Source organism: Paenibacillus sp. FSL W8-0194 (genome assembly GCF_037969745.1).
In the GTDB taxonomy this organism is placed as follows: Bacteria; Bacillota; Bacilli; order Paenibacillales; family Paenibacillaceae; genus Paenibacillus_AQ; species Paenibacillus_AQ cookii.
The window spans coordinates 1,460,671-1,477,498 of the sequence record NZ_CP150205.1 but is presented as its reverse complement, the minus strand read 5'-3'; the positions used below and the strand labels follow the sequence as shown (position 1 = coordinate 1,477,498).

At 52.7% G+C, this 16,828-nt stretch carries 10 protein-coding genes, 10 tRNA genes and 3 rRNA genes; 1 reads left to right on the top strand and 22 read right to left on the bottom strand.

The window, feature by feature from the left end; translation table 11 throughout:
• Positions 1-15 precede the first annotated feature (15 nt).
• From ruvA to MKY58_RS06400, 3 genes are all read right to left on the bottom strand, one after another.
• On the bottom strand, positions 16-630 hold the full coding sequence (gene ruvA, locus MKY58_RS06410) for a Holliday junction branch migration protein RuvA (RefSeq protein ID WP_036711183.1): 615 nt from the start codon (positions 628-630) through the stop codon (positions 16-18).
• On the bottom strand, positions 627-1,130 hold the full coding sequence (gene ruvC / locus MKY58_RS06405) for a crossover junction endodeoxyribonuclease RuvC (RefSeq protein WP_036711181.1): 504 nt from the start codon (positions 1,128-1,130) through the stop codon (positions 627-629). The genes ruvA and ruvC overlap by 4 nt, the downstream gene beginning before the upstream one ends.
• Positions 1,131-1,349: 219 nt before the next feature.
• Positions 1,350-2,246, bottom strand: a complete 897-nt coding sequence (locus MKY58_RS06400; RefSeq protein WP_339323897.1) for a LysR substrate-binding domain-containing protein — start codon at positions 2,244-2,246, stop codon at positions 1,350-1,352.
• 119 nt (positions 2,247-2,365) lie between these two features.
• Here MKY58_RS06400 and MKY58_RS06395 point away from each other — a divergent pair, with 119 nt between their 5' ends.
• The gene (locus MKY58_RS06395) at positions 2,366-3,433 is read left to right on the top strand and encodes a branched-chain amino acid aminotransferase (RefSeq protein WP_339323896.1); all 1,068 of its coding nucleotides are present in this window, start codon (positions 2,366-2,368) and stop codon (positions 3,431-3,433) included.
• Positions 3,434-3,508: 75 nt separating this feature from the next.
• On the opposite strand, the gene MKY58_RS06390 is transcribed toward MKY58_RS06395, so the two are convergent.
• The 19 genes from MKY58_RS06390 to thrC all read right to left on the bottom strand — a co-directional run bounded on the left by MKY58_RS06390 (position 3,509) and on the right by thrC (position 16,764).
• The gene (locus MKY58_RS06390) at positions 3,509-4,174 is read right to left on the bottom strand and encodes a BofC C-terminal domain-containing protein (protein WP_339323895.1); all 666 of its coding nucleotides are present in this window, start codon (positions 4,172-4,174) and stop codon (positions 3,509-3,511) included.
• Between the two features lie 101 nt (positions 4,175-4,275).
• Positions 4,276-4,349, bottom strand: a tRNA-Pro gene (locus MKY58_RS06385).
• Positions 4,350-4,362: 13 nt separating this feature from the next.
• A tRNA-Leu gene (locus MKY58_RS06380) sits at positions 4,363-4,442 on the bottom strand.
• Between the two features lie 10 nt (positions 4,443-4,452).
• Positions 4,453-4,526: transfer RNA gene (locus MKY58_RS06375), tRNA-Arg, on the bottom strand.
• Positions 4,527-4,531: 5 nt separating this feature from the next.
• Positions 4,532-4,606 (bottom strand) — tRNA-Gly (locus tag MKY58_RS06370).
• 15 nt (positions 4,607-4,621) lie between these two features.
• A tRNA-Lys gene (locus MKY58_RS06365) sits at positions 4,622-4,697 on the bottom strand.
• Positions 4,698-4,746: 49 nt separating this feature from the next.
• A tRNA-Asp gene (locus tag MKY58_RS06360) sits at positions 4,747-4,823 on the bottom strand.
• A gap of 74 nt (positions 4,824-4,897) precedes the next feature.
• Positions 4,898-4,971: transfer RNA gene (locus tag MKY58_RS06355), tRNA-Met, on the bottom strand.
• A gap of 31 nt (positions 4,972-5,002) precedes the next feature.
• Positions 5,003-5,078 (bottom strand) — tRNA-Val (locus MKY58_RS06350).
• 1 nt (position 5,079) lies between these two features.
• Positions 5,080-5,154 (bottom strand) — tRNA-Glu (locus MKY58_RS06345).
• A 4-nt stretch (positions 5,155-5,158) separates the two neighbouring features.
• Positions 5,159-5,234, bottom strand: a tRNA-Asn gene (locus MKY58_RS06340).
• Between the two features lie 8 nt (positions 5,235-5,242).
• A 5S ribosomal RNA gene (gene rrf / locus MKY58_RS06335) occupies positions 5,243-5,359 on the bottom strand.
• A gap of 145 nt (positions 5,360-5,504) precedes the next feature.
• Positions 5,505-8,433: ribosomal RNA gene (locus tag MKY58_RS06330) — 23S ribosomal RNA — on the bottom strand.
• 352 nt (positions 8,434-8,785) lie between these two features.
• Positions 8,786-10,339 (bottom strand): 16S ribosomal RNA (locus MKY58_RS06325).
• The 16S, 23S and 5S rRNA genes sit together here with 10 tRNA genes alongside, the layout of an rRNA operon.
• A gap of 559 nt (positions 10,340-10,898) precedes the next feature.
• A complete protein-coding gene (locus tag MKY58_RS06320; protein ID WP_339323894.1) occupies positions 10,899-12,785 on the bottom strand; it encodes a LysM peptidoglycan-binding domain-containing protein in 1,887 nt (628 codons plus the stop codon).
• Positions 12,786-12,956: 171 nt separating this feature from the next.
• Positions 12,957-13,838, bottom strand: a complete 882-nt coding sequence (gene ilvE, locus MKY58_RS06315; RefSeq protein WP_339323893.1) for a branched-chain-amino-acid transaminase — start codon at positions 13,836-13,838, stop codon at positions 12,957-12,959.
• Positions 13,839-13,841: 3 nt separating this feature from the next.
• A complete protein-coding gene (pheA, locus tag MKY58_RS06310; RefSeq protein ID WP_339323892.1) occupies positions 13,842-14,732 on the bottom strand; it encodes a prephenate dehydratase in 891 nt (296 codons plus the stop codon).
• Positions 14,729-15,697 (bottom strand): homoserine kinase, encoded by a 969-nt coding sequence (thrB, locus tag MKY58_RS06305; protein ID WP_339323891.1) that lies wholly within the window; start codon positions 15,695-15,697, stop codon positions 14,729-14,731. Before thrB ends, pheA begins: the two co-directional genes overlap by 4 nt.
• Complete coding sequence (thrC, locus tag MKY58_RS06300; protein ID WP_036713038.1) at positions 15,694-16,764, bottom strand: threonine synthase; 1,071 nt, start codon at positions 16,762-16,764, stop codon at positions 15,694-15,696. Before thrC ends, thrB begins: the two co-directional genes overlap by 4 nt.
• Positions 16,765-16,828: the final 64 nt, after the last annotated feature.

Here is a 16,828-nt window from a genome sequence, read left to right as displayed (position 1 = left end):
AGCCGAATGCTTCGATTACCCCGCATAAAGCAGCTTCAGCGCTTTTTTCATCAATACGTCCACCGAATCTCCGAACGCCGTTTCATCCTTGATTTTGAGCCATACCCGATCCAGCTCCGCATCCGTGTATCCCAGCGCCTTGAGGCCTTCCCGCGCCTCGGACCAGGCCGATCCGTCACCTTCCTCGGGCTCGGGCACCGCAAACAGTCCGGTCGCCAGCGAAGCCGTGCCGAAGCCGTCAAGCTTGTCCTTAAGGTCCAGGACCATGCGCTGCGCCGTTTTTTTGCCGATCCCCGGCATTTTCGTCAGGAACGTAATGTTCTCTTGGTAAATGGCCGTAACCAGTTGCTCCGGCGTGCCTCCGGCCAAAATGCCCAATGCGACCTTCGGACCGATTCCCGAGACGTCGATCAGTTTGCGGAACAGCCTCTGCTCCTCCCGGGTCGGGAAACCGAACAACAGGATCGCGTCCTCCCGGACATGATGGTGGGTGTACACGGTCACGGGTCCTTCCGTTTTGGCGAATACAAAAGGATTAGGGCAGAATACGCGGTATCCTACCCCTTGAACGTCCAGCACGATATATTCATTTTCCAGATGGACCATCGGTCCTCTTAAAAAATCGATCATTTTCGCAATACCTCGTTTATTTTCGAATTTAACGCGTGCGAATGGGCGTGGCAAACCGCCACGGCCAAGGCATCCGCCACGTCATCGGGCTTCGGCACGGCCTGCAGCCTCAAAAACATCCGAACCATTTCCTGAACCTGCTTTTTCTCCGCCTTGCCGTAACCGACTATGGCCTGCTTCACCTGCATCGGCGTATATTCCGCGATGGGCAAGCCGCGCTGGGTGGCCGCCAAGATCAAAACTCCGCGCGCCTGGCTGACGAGCATCGCATTCGTGACGTTCCGGTTGAAAAACAGCTTTTCAAAAGCAACGCATTCCGGTTGATATTTATCGATCAGTTGAATCATGGCTTCGTACACATGCAGCAGCCGCTCTTCGTCGGGCGTGTGAGCCTCGGTCTGAATGCAGCCGTATTGCACCGGGGTCAGCTTGCTTCCGGCTTGATCGATGAAACCAAAGCCTACGATGGCGATCCCCGGGTCGATCCCTAATATGCGCAAATGAATTCTCTCCCCTAAATTGAAAGCGAACATATGTATTCGTTCTATTCATTATAATGTAAAACTTCGTATCAAGTCTATGACCCTAGCAGAAAAACGTCTATCGGCAGGCATTCGGCCGCCGCTAATCATATGTTCATAAAGCAGAAATTTGTCGGACTTCCCGCGGCTTGTCATGTCAAAGCGATGCTCTCCGATGTTTTGTACCCCGACAGTCGATTACATCTTTTGCAGCGTTTGGGCAGAATTGTAGGTTTGCGTCAGTTCGTGGATGAAAGCGACCATTGCGGCGTTCAAAAATTTTTGCTTGCGGTATACGATGCCCACCTTTTTCTGCGGAACGGGATGAACGATCGGGATGATGGCAATATCCGAGTGAAGGATCATGTTCAAATACGATTTCGGCAAAATCGTGCAGCTAACGTTCAGCTTGACCAATTGCAGCATCGAATCCATGGTCGACAGCTCGATGATCGGATGCAGGCGATGTCCGGCCTCTTTGCTGTAAGCGTCCACCATTTGGCGCACCAGGAATTTTTCCGGGAACAGCACCAGCGACTCCAGCGTAAGATCCTCCAGCTTGACGTCAGCCTGGCGGCTCAGCCGGTGTTTGGCGGAAACCGCAAGGCAAAGCTCCTCGGTATAAAGCTCCATGCTGACCAATTGTTCGTCGTCCAATGGCAGAAACACCACCCCAAGATCCAGCTTGTTGTCGATCAGTCCCTTCTTGGTTTCTTCGGTCGCGAGCTCGTGCACGGAGATCGAGATGCCCGGCATTTTTTGATGGAAGGAAATGAGCGTTTGCGTCAGCAGATGGTTGCCCGAGCATCCGATGGTAAGTTTTCCCCTTTGCATCCCCTTGAGTTCGTTAATTTCGGTTTGGGCTTGTTCCAATTCGTGAAAAATGTTTAATGCATGCTCTTTTAACGTCATGCCGGCTTCCGTCAAATAATTTTTTTTGCCGATCCGTTGGAATAACGGCGTTCCGACCCTTTCCTCGAGCAACCGGATTTGCTGGCTAAGCGTAGGCTGGCTGATGCCCAACTTTACGGCGGCCTTGGTAAAATGCAGCTCTTCGCAAACCGCCAGAAAATACTCAAGCAGACGAAAATCCATGGACCGATCCTCCACCATAGTTGATATCTATTATTTTAATTGATAACATTGAATTGACCAATCATTTTTTGTTATCTATAGTAGACATTATTATAAATGTACGATAGGAGCGCATGACTATGAGCGATGAGATCAAAATCCAATTAACCACCACGCCGGGGAACAAGCCGGACAGCAGCAATTTGAGTTTCGGGAAATATTTTACCGACCACATGTTTATCATGGATTACCATACGGAGAAGGGCTGGCATGATCCAAGGATCGTTCCTTACGCTCCGATCGCGTTGGACCCTGCGGCCATGGTGTTTCATTATGGGCAGGCCGTTTTCGAGGGGCTGAAAGCCTACATGACCGACTCCGGCAAGGTGCTGCTGTTCAGACCGGATAAAAACATGGAACGCTTGAACCGTTCGAACGACCGGCTGGGGATCCCTGAAGTTGACGGGGAGTTCGTCATCCAAGCGATCAAAACCTTGATCGAGATCGATAAAAGCTGGATTCCTACCGAGAAGGGCACGTCCTTGTACGTCCGCCCATTTATCATCGCCACGGAGCCATGCTTGGGGGTACGGTCCTCGTACACGTATCAGCTCATCGTCATCCTGTCGCCGGTAGGCGCTTATTACTCGGGAGGCCTGGAACCGGTCAAAATCAACGTGGAAAGCTCCTATACTCGCGCGGTTCGCGGCGGGATCGGGTATGCCAAGGCCGCAGGCAACTATGCGGCAAGCATCAAAGCCCAGGAAAACGCCAAAAAAGAAGGCTTCTCGCAGGTGCTCTGGCTGGATGCCATCGAAAAGAAATATATCGAAGAAGTGGGCAGCATGAACATTTTCTTCAAAATCGCGGGCACGGTCATCACGCCGGAAATTAACGGCAGCATCCTGGAAGGCGTGACGCGCGACTCCGTCATTACGCTGCTGAAGGATTGGGGAGTTCCGGTCGAAGAACGGAAACTATCCATCGAGGAAATTTACGAAGCCTACAAGCAAGGACAGCTGGAAGAGGTGTTCGGTACCGGTACGGCAGCGGTCATTTCGCCGGTCGGCGAGCTCCACTGGAACGAGCATACGATGGCTGTCAACGACAAAAAAATCGGCGAGTTGTCCCAGAAGCTGTATGACACCATCACCGGCCTGCAGTCCGGTCAGCTCCCGGATACGCGGAATTGGACCATCACGTTTTAACTTTAAACCGGATACGACAAAAGGATCCCGAATGTCATCCTGACATAAGGGATCCTTTTCTTTTAGCATCGGCCGTCATCCTTCACGCGCGTAATCGCTGAACGTGGACAGGACGCTGTTATATTCGTCGATGTCCTGAATGCGAATGCCGTCATACAAATGTCTTAACGCATCGTCCGGCAAGGAAGACTCCATGGAGTTGATGTCCAGCTGAAAAAACGTCTTAATGACTTTCTCCTGTTCGGGCGGACCGTCAAACAATGACAAATTGCCATCCTTGTCCAAACTCATGTATGCCCGTTGTTTGCATGCCGGCGAAAGATCATGAATCGTTTCGTTCAAAACGACTTTGCCCTGCCCTTCAAATTGTCCCTTCCAGGACGGGTGATCATTCAGCAAATTATATATTTCATCCACGTTCAGCTTGCCTAACGACCGTTCCTCTTCGCCGCAAACATAACTGTGGCGGACGACCACTTCATTAATTTGCTTGGATTTGTTAAGCAGTTTCCAAAAGTTCGAATCCTCCGGATCGCTCATCCCTTCGGACTGCTGATAATATTGAAGCGTTTCTATGGCCACTGGCGGTTTGGAGCTTAGCAAGCTTTGTACCTTGTCCGGCAAATACATGCTGACCCACACGATCGCGATCAACAGCGAAGATAACCCTAACGTTAACGACCGGCGTTTCAAACGCCGCCACTGCTTTTGCAGTTGTTTCTTGATCCGAGTTGCATTCACGATAATCCCCTTCTATTCCCTGTCTTTTTCTTTTATTGTGACCTGGGGATTACATATTTATACAGCAAAAAAGCCACCGAAAATTTCGATGGCTTTCGTGATCGGGATGACACGATTCGAACATGCGACCCCCTGGTCCCAAACCAGGTGCTCTACCAAGCTGAGCTACATCCCGTTATGAAATTGAATGCCGGTGAAGGGACTCGAACCCCCACGGTTTCCCTCACGATTTTGAGTCGCGCGCGTCTGCCAATTCCGCCACACCGGCTTATATAAAACGCGCCCTAAGAGATTCGAACTCCTGACCTTTTGATTCGTAGTCAAACGCTCTATCCAGCTGAGCTAAGGGCGCAAATTTGGAGCGGACGACGGGAATCGAACCCGCGACCCTCGCCTTGGCAAGGCGATGCTCTACCGCTGAGCCACGTCCGCAAGTGAAAGTGAAACTGGTGAGCCATGAAGGACTCGAACCTTCGACACCCTGATTAAAAGTCAGGTGCTCTACCAACTGAGCTAATGGCTCTCACTTTGATTGAGTCGTTCCAAGAAATCATTCCTGAAGCGAAGTAAAATGGCGGAACCGACGGGATTCGAACCCGCGATCTCCTGCGTGACAGGCAGGCATGTTAGGCCTCTACACCACGGTTCCACGGCCTTGAATAATTCTCCTGCAGAGAATCTGCAATATGTTATGAAAACATATGTAGACCTTTTGGAGATAAATTGCGGGGGCAGGATTTGAACCTGCGGCCTTCGGGTTATGAGCCCGACGAGCTACCGGACTGCTCCACCCCGCGTCATTATGAATCCTCGTTGATGAGGATGATATGGTGGAGACTGAGGGGATCGAACCCCCGACCCTCTGCTTGTAAGGCAGATGCTCTCCCAGCTGAGCTAAGTCTCCATGGTGACCCGTAGGGGATTCGAACCCCTGTTACCTCCGTGAAAGGGAGGTGTCTTAACCCCTTGACCAACGGGCCTTAATGGCTCCCCGAACAGGACTCGAACCTGTGACAACTCGATTAACAGTCGAGTGCTCTACCAACTGAGCTATCAGGGAATATGTACGCTTGGCAACGTCCTACTCTCCCAGGACCCTTCGGTCCAAGTACCATCGGCGCTGGAGGGCTTAACGGTCGTGTTCGGGATGGGTACGCGTGGAACCCCTCCGCTATCGCCACCAAACGATTCAAGTGCTTTGATCACCTGAAAACTAGATACGAAACGTTTGCGTTTTAAATACTCCGTAGCATTTCCCGGTTTTTGTTCCGGGCCCCGCCAAAGTACTCGGAATCAGCTGCGAAGCTGCCCTTCACTTTGGTGGGTCATTTAGGATAAGCCCTCGACCGATTAGTATTGGTCAGCTCCATGCATTGCTGCACTTCCACCTCCAACCTATCTACCTCGTCGTCTTCAAGGGGTCTTACTAATTGGGAAATCTCATCTTGAGGGGGGCTTCACGCTTAGATGCTTTCAGCGCTTATCCCGTCCGTACGTAGCTACCCAGCCATGCTCCTGGCGGAACAACTGGTGCACCAGCGGTACGTCCATCCCGGTCCTCTCGTACTAAGGACAGCTCCTCTCAAATTTCCTACGCCCACGACAGATAGGGACCGAACTGTCTCACGACGTTCTGAACCCAGCTCGCGTACCGCTTTAATGGGCGAACAGCCCAACCCTTGGGACCTACTTCAGCCCCAGGATGCGATGAGCCGACATCGAGGTGCCAAACCTCCCCGTCGATGTGGACTCTTGGGGGAGATAAGCCTGTTATCCCCAGGGTAGCTTTTATCCGTTGAGCGATGGCCCTTCCATGCGGTACCACCGGATCACTAAGCCCGACTTTCGTCCCTGCTCGACTTGTAGGTCTCGCAGTCAAGCTCCCTTCTGCCTTTGCACTCTTCGAATGATTTCCAACCATTCTGAGGGAACCTTGGGGCGCCTCCGTTACTCTTTAGGAGGCGACCGCCCCAGTCAAACTGCCCGCCTGACACTGTCCCCGTACCGGATTACGGTACCAGGTTAGAACCTAGATACGATCAGGGTGGTATCCCAACGTCGCCTCCACCTAAGCTGGCGCTCAGGTTTCAAAGGCTCCCACCTATCCTGTACAGATCGTACCCAAATCCAATATCAAGCTGCAGTAAAGCTCCATGGGGTCTTTCCGTCTTGTCGCGGGTAACCTGCATCTTCACAGGTATTAAAATTTCACCGGATCTCTCGTTGAGACAGCGCCCAAGTCGTTACGCCATTCGTGCGGGTCAGAATTTACCTGACAAGGAATTTCGCTACCTTAGGACCGTTATAGTTACGGCCGCCGTTTACTGGGGCTTCGGTTCACAGCTTCGGGACTAATCCCTAACCGCTCCCCTTAACCTTCCAGCACCGGGCAGGCGTCAGCCCGTATACTTCGCCTTACGGCTTCGCACAGACCTGTGTTTTTGCTAAACAGTCGCTTGGGCCTTTTCACTGCGGCCCCCTCGTGCTATTCACACTACCGGGGCACCCCTTCTCCCGAAGTTACGGGGTCATTTTGCCGAGTTCCTTAACGAGAGTTCTTCCGCGCGCCTTAGAATTCTCTTCTCGCCTACCTGTGTCGGTTTGCGGTACGGGCACCTTCACCTGGCTAGAGGCTTTTCTTGGCAGTGTGAGATCATGACCTTCGGTACTATAATTTTCCCTCCCCGTCACAGCCTAGCCTTAACGATGTGCGGATTTGCCTACACATCAGCCTCACTGCTTGGACAGACATCCATCAGTCTGCGTCACTACCCTCCTGCGTCACCCCATTGCTCATAGCGGTTTACGGTGGTACAGGAATTTCAACCTGTTGTCCTTCGACTACGCCTTTCGGCCTCGCCTTAGGTCCCGACTTACCCTGAGCGGACGAGCCTTCCTCAGGAAACCTTGGGCTTTCGGCGGATCAGATTCTCACTGATCTTTTCGTTACTCATACCGGCATTCTCACTTGTATACGCTCCAGCGCTCCTTACGGTACACCTTCAACGCTGTATACAACGCTCCCCTACCCCTGATGCAAGCATCAAGCCATAGCTTCGGTGGTGTGTTTAGCCCCGTTACATTTTCGGCGCAGAGTCACTCGACCAGTGAGCTATTACGCACTCTTTAAATGGTGGCTGCTTCTAAGCCAACATCCTGGTTGTCTGTGCAACTCCACATCCTTTCCCACTTAACACACACTTGGGGACCTTAGCTGATGGTCTGGGCTGTTTCCCTTTTGACAATGGATCTTAGCACTCACTGTCTGACTCCCGGTCAATCAGTCTATGGCATTCGGAGTTTGACTGAACTTGGTAACCCTTGCGGGCCCCGCACCCAATCAGTGCTCTACCTCCACGACTGTACAACCGAGGCTAGCCCTAAAGCTATTTCGGGGAGAACCAGCTATCTCCGAGTTCGATTGGAATTTCTCCGCTACCCCCACCTCATCCCCGAATTTTTCAACATTCGTGGGTTCGGGCCTCCAGTGCGTGTTACCGCACCTTCACCCTGGACAGGGGTAGATCACACGGTTTCGGGTCTACGCCCACGTACTCAGTCGCCCTATTCAGACTCGCTTTCGCTGCGGCTACGGCTTCTCACCTTAACCTTGCACGGGAACGTAACTCGCCGGTTCATTCTACAAAAGGCACGCCATCACCCCTAGATCGGGCTCTGACTTCTTGTAAGCACACGGTTTCAGGTTCTATTTCACTCCCCTTCCGGGGTGCTTTTCACCTTTCCCTCACGGTACTGTTTCACTATCGGTCGCTAGGGAGTATTTAGCCTTACCAGATGGTCCTGGCAGATTCATACGGGGTTTCACGTGCCCCGCACTACTCGGGATCCGTCTCGGAGGGAACTGACTTTCGGCTACAGGGCTTTTACCTTCTATGCCGGGCCTTTCCAGACCTCTTCGCCTAACCAGTTCCTTTGTAACTCCATGTGAGACGTCCCACAACCCCGGCCAGCAAGCTGACCGGTTTAGGCTAATCCGCGTTCGCTCGCCGCTACTGACGGAATCACTATTGTTTTCTCTTCCTCAGGGTACTTAGATGTTTCAGTTCCCCTGGTATGCCTCTTCATAACCTATGTATTCAGTTATGAGTGACTGACTATTACATCAGCCGGGTTTCCCCATTCGGACATCCCCGGATCAAAGCTTGCTTACAGCTCCCCGAGGCAGTATCGTTGTTCGCCACGTCCTTCATCGGCTCCTAGCGCCTAGGCATCCTCCGTGTGCTCTTAGTAGCTTAACCATTCGACTCCTGTTTGCCTCGCCTCGCTCCGTTGTTTTGTGCTTCGCACAAAGCCAAAGCCGCTCTTCGATTCAAACACTCGTCTGCTACTCTTTTACTAACTTGTTTTGACACAAGTTCAGCTAAAAGGATATTTCTAAAACGCAAATTCGTTTCGGTATCTAGTTTTCAAGGATCAAAACCCGGTTTTTCAACCGGACTTATATCATACCATCCTCAGCACCGCTTGTCACCAAGCAAGTTCTGGAAATCGTATGCGAGAGTTTGAACTCTCAAAACTGACCAACGAGTGAGATCGTTTTGCCTTACGGCATATTTGAATGTTTCCGTTGCAGGAAACGATTCTCCATAGAAAGGAGGTGATCCAGCCGCACCTTCCGATACGGCTACCTTGTTACGACTTCACCCCAATCATCTACCCCACCTTCGGCGGCTGGCTCCTTGCGGTTACCCCACCGACTTCGGGTGTTGTAAACTCTCGTGGTGTGACGGGCGGTGTGTACAAGACCCGGGAACGTATTCACCGCGGCATGCTGATCCGCGATTACTAGCAATTCCGACTTCATGCAGGCGGGTTGCAGCCTGCAATCCGAACTGAGACCAGCTTTGATAGGATTGGCTCCATCTCGCGACTTCGCTTCCCGTTGTACTGGCCATTGTAGTACGTGTGTAGCCCAGGTCATAAGGGGCATGATGATTTGACGTCATCCCCGCCTTCCTCCGGTTTGTCACCGGCAGTCATTCTAGAGTGCCCACCTTAAAGTGCTGGCAACTAAAATCAAGGGTTGCGCTCGTTGCGGGACTTAACCCAACATCTCACGACACGAGCTGACGACAACCATGCACCACCTGTCTCCTCTGTCCCGAAGGCCGCCTCTATCTCTAGAGGATTCAGAGGGATGTCAAGACCTGGTAAGGTTCTTCGCGTTGCTTCGAATTAAACCACATACTCCACTGCTTGTGCGGGTCCCCGTCAATTCCTTTGAGTTTCAGTCTTGCGACCGTACTCCCCAGGCGGAATGCTTAATGTGTTAACTTCGGCACCAAGGGTATCGAAACCCCTAACACCTAGCATTCATCGTTTACGGCGTGGACTACCAGGGTATCTAATCCTGTTTGCTCCCCACGCTTTCGCGCCTCAGCGTCAGTTACAGCCCAGAAAGTCGCCTTCGCCACTGGTGTTCCTCCACATCTCTACGCATTTCACCGCTACACGTGGAATTCCACTTTCCTCTTCTGCACTCAAGTCACCCAGTTTCCAGTGCGAACTAGAGTTGAGCCCTAGCCTTAAACACCAGACTTAAGTGACCGCCTGCGCGCGCTTTACGCCCAATAATTCCGGACAACGCTTGCCCCCTACGTATTACCGCGGCTGCTGGCACGTAGTTAGCCGGGGCTTTCTTCTCAGGTACCGTCACTCGGATAGCAGTTACTCTACCCGACGTTCTTCCCTGGCAACAGAGCTTTACGATCCGAAAACCTTCATCACTCACGCGGCGTTGCTCCGTCAGGCTTTCGCCCATTGCGGAAGATTCCCTACTGCTGCCTCCCGTAGGAGTCTGGGCCGTGTCTCAGTCCCAGTGTGGCCGTTCACCCTCTCAGGTCGGCTACGCATCGTCGCCTTGGTGAGCCGTTACCTCACCAACTAGCTAATGCGCCGCAGGCCCATCCGTAAGTGACAGATTGCTCCGTCTTTCATTACCGCTCCATGCGAAGCGATAAATTATCCGGTATTAGCTACCGTTTCCGGTAGTTATCCCGGTCTTACGGGCAGGTTGCCTACGTGTTACTCACCCGTCCGCCGCTAACCATCAGAGGAGCAAGCTCCTCATCAAGTCCGCTCGACTTGCATGTATTAGGCACGCCGCCAGCGTTCGTCCTGAGCCAGGATCAAACTCTCCAAGAAAGTTTGTGACTCATTTTGAATCTGACGAGAATTTAATTCTCATTTGTGCTCCGCAAACCATCCAGCCATAGGCTTGGACCGATTTGCTTCGCGATCGGCTTTGCAAGCAAAGCCTGTATCTCACTCGTTGTTCAGTTTTCAAAGATCAAACATTTCGTTTTCGTCGCCGCCGTTGTGTTCAGCAGCAACTTTTATAATATATCATGGTTTCTCGAGATTTGCAAGCTTTTTTTTCGAAAACTTTTAATCTCTCAATTCCACTCGGCTTTTCATAGATTTCTTGGCCGGAATAATAATATAACATACTTCTATTATTTTTGACAAGTGTTTTTTTGAATAAACCATTTCCAAATTATAAAAGCCTATAGCGGATCAACTGAATAGCCATTCTGTCTCCTCCTCTATTGGCCCAATGTCGGTTGGTATGAGAGATGTTCATTTTAAGGCCTGCATCTAAGGAGCAGACGAACGCGCAAAACAAAATGCTCATCGATCTATCAACCATTAATACAAAAAAAGAGCCGGACATCCATGTCCGGCCGTCATCTCTGCGGATTCCTCATCCTTTGATCCAAGGATTTTTGCGTTTGGAAGATACGTTTTGTTTTTTGGATTTGTTCGGAATGGATTTATCGCGAGGCACCGTCGTGCTTCTTTTGCTGCTGTTTAACGTCTTGGCGGTTTTGGCGGGTTCGGCATCCGTTTGTCCCGAGTCCTCTTCTGCCTCAAAAGCCGGGTTTGGCGCCTGAACCGAATTTACCTCCGCGGAAGGCGCGGATTGAGGCTCCGTTTGCTGTAAAGGGGAGGCGTACGTTTGGGTGCGGTTCCATATCGGATATTCCGTTCCACCAAATCCGGGGTACGGCATGTTCGGATTATGATAAGGCATATTCGCATTTACATCATGATAGGGCATATTTGGGTCGTGGTAAGGCATATTCGGTCCATGGCCATGAACGCCCAACGGCGCATTCGGGCCCGCTCCGTATCCGCCTACCAGCGGCACAGGCGCCGGATAGGGGTAACACCATGGCGGAAGCATGAAATGCGGATAGCAATAAGGATCGTAAGCTTGCGGCTCCACATAAGCCGGTTCAGGCGCATGATACACGGGAGACGTTCCGGAGCATCCGCATGGATTAGACGTATAAACAGGTTCATAATAGGCCGGCGCCACCTGGTCATGATGATACGGCTGATTCGGTTGATAACTTACGGGAGACTGCATATTGGGTTCGTAAGCGACCGGCGAAACTTGATTTTCCCAATGATGATCAAAGTGTCCGTTAGGATGTTGCATGGACGGGCTCACCCAGGATTGGTTAGGTGCATAGTGATCCTCGGCCCCCTCCACAATCCCCGGATATTTCGAAGATTTCCCATGGTAAGGCATGTCGTCGTAAGTATGCACGGCCTGAACCTCATCGTCGTAAGGCACCGGATAATAAGCACCTGCTTCATGAACTGCTGTCGGGAACTGCATAAACGGATGATGGGCTCCGCCGAAATAAGGATCTCCTCCGCAGCCGCACGGCTCTTCCGCAACAGGTTTGAGGCCTGTCGGCTTTTTCTCGGAAAAGGGCATAATATTCGGAGTCGCGTTCGGTTCAACCATTTCCGGCATGATGTTTGGCGTCACGTTCGGCATGACATTTGGCATCACGTTTGGCATCGTCATTTCAGGCATTACGTTAGGCATTATATTCGGCATGGTCATTTCAGGCATCACGTTGGGTTTTACGTTCGGAACGGTTGCCTCAGGCATGATATTCGGGGTTACGTTTTCCGGCATCACGTTCGGCATCACGTTTGGAATGACGTTGGGGGCCGTCAATTCAGGCATCACGTTGGAAACGTTCGGCATGATATTAGGAACATTCGGCATCACGTTCGGGAGTTCCGGCATCAGATTGGGGAGCGGTACGCTAGGCAGTTCGGATAGCTGCTGGGGCTGCGTCGGCTTCGGAGCCGTCGTTTCGGCTTTAGGGGCAGTGATTTCTTCTTTCGGACCGGTAAAAGCCTTTCCGCCGGGTTGGAGTTTCTCATGCTGCACATTGGCATGTTCGTTCGCGTTGGAGCTTGGATTCGGATGATCGTTCGTTCCCGGGTTGCCTTTTGTTTTCGGAATATTCACCACTTCGCCCACGAGCAGTGCATTCGGATTTTTGAGCTGGGGATTAGCGTCGATCATTTCCTTCAAGGAAACGCCCCAAGCCTTCGACAGCTTCCAAAGCGTGTCTCCTTGCTTCACGACATGTTTATGGATGATTTGATCTTGGCTTGGCACCTGCACCGGTTTTGCGGGAATTTTCACCTTTTGCCCGACCTGCAGCTGATTCGGGTCCGCAATTTGCGGATTGGCGTCGATGATTTTTTCCAGGGGAATGTCGTACTTTTTGGAAAGCTCATATAAAGTGTCGCCACTTTTTACGATGTGTATCTTCACGCGGCAAATACCTCCTAAACTCTAATAGGCGCATGAATCGTCCGCCCTTCGTTACTACATCTTATGCAGAGGATGGGCGAATGACATCCCCAACGACAAAAAAATCCTTCCATGAGCTTGTCATGAAAGGATTTTTTGCGAACGGGCGCGCATAAACCGGGCGCCGGACGATTATTCCCACACTTTGTATCCGTCTTGAGTCACCGCTTTGCGGAACTCTTCGAGCAGCTTCAGCGTAATCGGACCTGCTTCGCCGGTGCCGATGATCCGTCCGTCGATTTCGCGGGCTGCGATCACTTCTGCGGCCGTACCCGTGAAAAAGACTTCATCGGCGATGTATACGTCATGCATCGTAAACGGCTCTTCCTTCAGCTTGTAGCCAAGCTTTTCGCACAACTCGATAATCGCCATGCGCGTGATGCCTTCGAGTGCCCCGAGGTAGCAAGGCGGAGTGTAAACGACGCCTCTTTTGACGATAAAAATGTTGTCGCCCGAGCCTTCGGTCACGTAACCTTGCGCATTCATCATGATCGCTTCGTCCGCTTCCGCCAGGTTCGACTGGATTTTCACCAAAATATTGTTCAGGTAGTTCAAGGATTTGATCTTCGGATTCAAAGCGTCCGGCAAATTGCGGCGCGTCGATACCGACACGGCACGCAGGCCCTTTTTGTAGGCTTCTTCCGAATAGATCGCAAGCTGTTCCACGATGATGAGCACCGTCGGTTTCGGGCACCGTCTCGGATCAAGGCCCAAATTGCCTGCTCCGCGGGAAACGACGAGGCGGATATATCCGTTTCTCATGTCGTTGCGGCGGATCGTTTCCGCCATCGCTTCGCGCATTTCCTCGAACGTCAGCGGAATGTTGAGATCGATCGATTTTGCGGAATCGTACAGACGCTCCAAGTGTTCGTCGCATTTGAAAATATTGCCTTCATAGATGCGGATGCCCTCAAATATACCGTCGCCATACAAAAAACCATGGTCGAACACCGATACCTTCGCGTTTTCTTTGGTGACGAATTCACCATCCAAATAGATCCACTGCTCTGACATAAACTACAGCACCTCCGATATTAATTCCTGATACGTATAGCTTGGATAGGAACCGAGCACGCGCACCTGGCAGCCCAAAGCCTCGATCTCTCCGATCGCCGCCGTCAGCAGCACGGATTCCACCGATTCAAGAACATCGATATAAAAATAATAACTTCCGAGCTTTTTCTTCGTCGGACGGGATTCGATGCGGGACAGGTTCAGCCGTCTCCATGCGAAAGCCGCGAGAACCTGATGCAGCGCACCGGCAAAATCCTCCGGAAGCGTGACCAGGATGCTCGTTTTCATCTGTTTGACGGGCTTCGGCAGCTTGTCGAGCGCTTCTTTGCCGATCAAAATGAACCGTGTGTAATTGTTGTCATGGTCCGTTACCCGTTCGGCCAAAACGTCCAGCTTGTGCGTCGCGGCTCCAAGTTTGGTGCCGATCGCCGCCAGCCCCTGTCCCGGATTGCTTTTGACGATCCCGATCGCTTCCGTCGTGCTCCCCGCATTGACCAGTTCAGCCTGCGGCATATGCTTGCGGATGAACTGCTGGCACTGGGCCGTCGCCACGGGATGGGACAGAACCTTTTGAATGCGCGCAAAGTCCAGTTCCCCGGACTCCGAAAGGAACTCCTCCCGGTCTCCGACCAGGTTTTGAATCGACGGATAAACCCATTCGACCTGCATCGGAATGTCCACTTCGTTGACGAGCCAATCCATGTGAAGGCTGACCGATCCTTCAATCGTATTTTCGATGGGAATGACGCTGTAATCCGTTTTTCCATGGACCGTCGACAAAAACACGTCGGAGATCAGCTTGTGGTACACCAGTTCCGCCGGTTCGCCCCCAAGCAGCTGCGCAACGGCCTCGTGCGACACCGATCCTTCAGGCAATAATGCTATTCGCTTCATGCGTTTACTTCCCCTTCTATCATGTCCATAAATGAGCCTGTCGACATGCTGCCGATCAGACGGGCTCCTTCGCGGTCGGGAACCAGCCATCGTGCAGATGCGCTGATGCCCTCGGCCTTCATCGTATTCAGGAGATAAGACTCCAGTTCCTTTTTCCGCAGCGAATGGCGATCGACGAGCGCAAGCAGCGTCGGGCCAGCCCCGCTAAGCGCGATGCCCAAAGCACCGTGCTCCACGGCCCGCTCCAAGATTTCGGCCATCCCCGGGACAAGCCCCGCCCGGTACGGCTGATGAAGGCGGTCGGACATCGCCCGGCCGATCAGGTCCAGCCTGCCCTGGGCCAAAGCGGCCACCAGCAGCGAAGATCTGCTGATATTGTAGACCGCATCCTTCCGGCCGATCTTTTCGGGAAGCACTTTTCTCGCCTCGGACGTCTTCAATTGAAAATCCGGAATGACGACGAGGACCTCCAGATCCTCATGCGGCTCCATCCGGACGTAATCGGCATGTTCGCCGTCCCAAACCGCCGTAATGAACCCGCCGAATAGCGACGCTCCGACATTGTCCGGATGATCCTCGATCGCCGTCGCCATATCCAGAAGCCTTGCGTCCGGGAGTGGCGATCCGATCAAGGCATTCGCGGCATAAAGCGCGCCGACGATGGCGGATGCGCTGCTGCCGAGCCCCCGGGTCAGCGGAATGTCCGAATACATCGATATTTCCAGCTCGGGCAAATGGACGCCCGCTTCGCGGAACACCATTTGGGCGACCTGATAGACGAGATTGTTTTTATCCGTCGGGATCCCTTCCATTTCGTTACCGTACAACCGAATCGCCGTTTCGTCCGCTTCCTTCATCCCGATCCATGCGTACAATGACAAGGCCATGCCCAACGTGTCAAACCCCGGACCGAGATTCGCGGTGCTGGCAGGAATCCTTACGTATACGCCTTCCGGTCTGATCATGCCGTAGCCTCTTCCAGCTTCGCAATGGCTTCCATGACGGCTTCTTCGGTGTCGGGCACAACAAGCGGATCGGCGTTGACGGTTTTGAGGGCGACGTTCGGATCTTTCAGGCCGTTGCCTGTCAGGACGCAGACGACGGTTTCGCCGCCTTGGAAATATCCTTCCCGTTTCAGCTTCAGCACGCCGGCTACCGATGCGGCGGATGCCGGTTCGGCAAATACCCCTTCGCGGGAGGCGATCAGGCGGTAAGCTTCCAAAATCTCGTCGTCCGTCACGTAGTTGATTTGTCCGCCGGATTCTTCCGCCGCGGCGACCGCCGTTTTCCAGCTTGCCGGGTTGCCGATCCGGATCGCCGTCGCGATCGTTTCCGGCTCGAGGATCGGTTCGCCCTTCACGATCGCCATGGCGCCTTCCGCTTCGAAACCGACCATTTTCGGCAGGGAGGACGCTTTGCCTGCGGCATGGTATTCTTTGAACCCTTTCCAATAAGCCGAAATGTTGCCCGCGTTGCCGACGGGAATCGCCAGCACGTCAGGCGCTTTCCCGAGCTGGTCGACCACCTCGAACGCAGCCGTTTTCTGCCCTTCGATGCGGTACGGGTTCACCGAGTTGACGAGCGTGATCGGATGTTTGGCCGTAATTTCGCGCACGATTTCCAGCGCGCGGTCGAAGTTGCCCTCGATGGCGATGACCTTCGCCCCGTAGATCATTGCCTGCGCCAGTTTGCCCAGGGCGATGTTGTTGTTCGGAATGAGCACGATGCAGTTGAGCCCGGCGCGAGCAGCGTATGCTGCCGCAGCCGCGGACGTATTGCCGGTCGAGGCGCACATGATGGTGCGGCTGCCCTCTTCCACCGCCTTGGCAACGGCCATGACCATGCCGCGGTCCTTAAACGAACCGGTAGGATTCAAGCCTTCGTATTTGAAATGCAGGTCCAGCCCGAGCTCCTCCGACAGATTCACCGCGCGGATGAGCGGCGTGTTGCCTTCCTTGAGCGTAAGCAGCGGCGTGTTTTCATTGACGGGCAGGTATGGTTTGTATGTTTGAAGCAGTCCTTGGTATGACATTTTGGTATGGCTCCTTTGTTCTTTGTTCAGGATTTTCGCGAAAAATCCTTTATATATAAGCGGA

Coding starts and splice junctions, on each gene's coding strand:
- MKY58_RS06395 (WP_339323896.1), top strand. CDS start 2,366: ATGAGCGATGAGATCAAAATCCAATTAACCACCACGCCGGGGAACAAG.
- thrB (WP_339323891.1), bottom strand. CDS start 15,697: ATGATCAGACCGGAAGGCGTATACGTAAGGATTCCTGCCAGCACCGCG.
- MKY58_RS06400 (WP_339323897.1), bottom strand. CDS start 2,246: ATGGATTTTCGTCTGCTTGAGTATTTTCTGGCGGTTTGCGAAGAGCTG.
- thrC (WP_036713038.1), bottom strand. CDS start 16,764: ATGTCATACCAAGGACTGCTTCAAACATACAAACCATACCTGCCCGTC.
- pheA (WP_339323892.1), bottom strand. CDS start 14,732: ATGAAGCGAATAGCATTATTGCCTGAAGGATCGGTGTCGCACGAGGCC.
- ruvA (WP_036711183.1), bottom strand. CDS start 630: ATGATCGATTTTTTAAGAGGACCGATGGTCCATCTGGAAAATGAATAT.
- ilvE (WP_339323893.1), bottom strand. CDS start 13,838: ATGTCAGAGCAGTGGATCTATTTGGATGGTGAATTCGTCACCAAAGAA.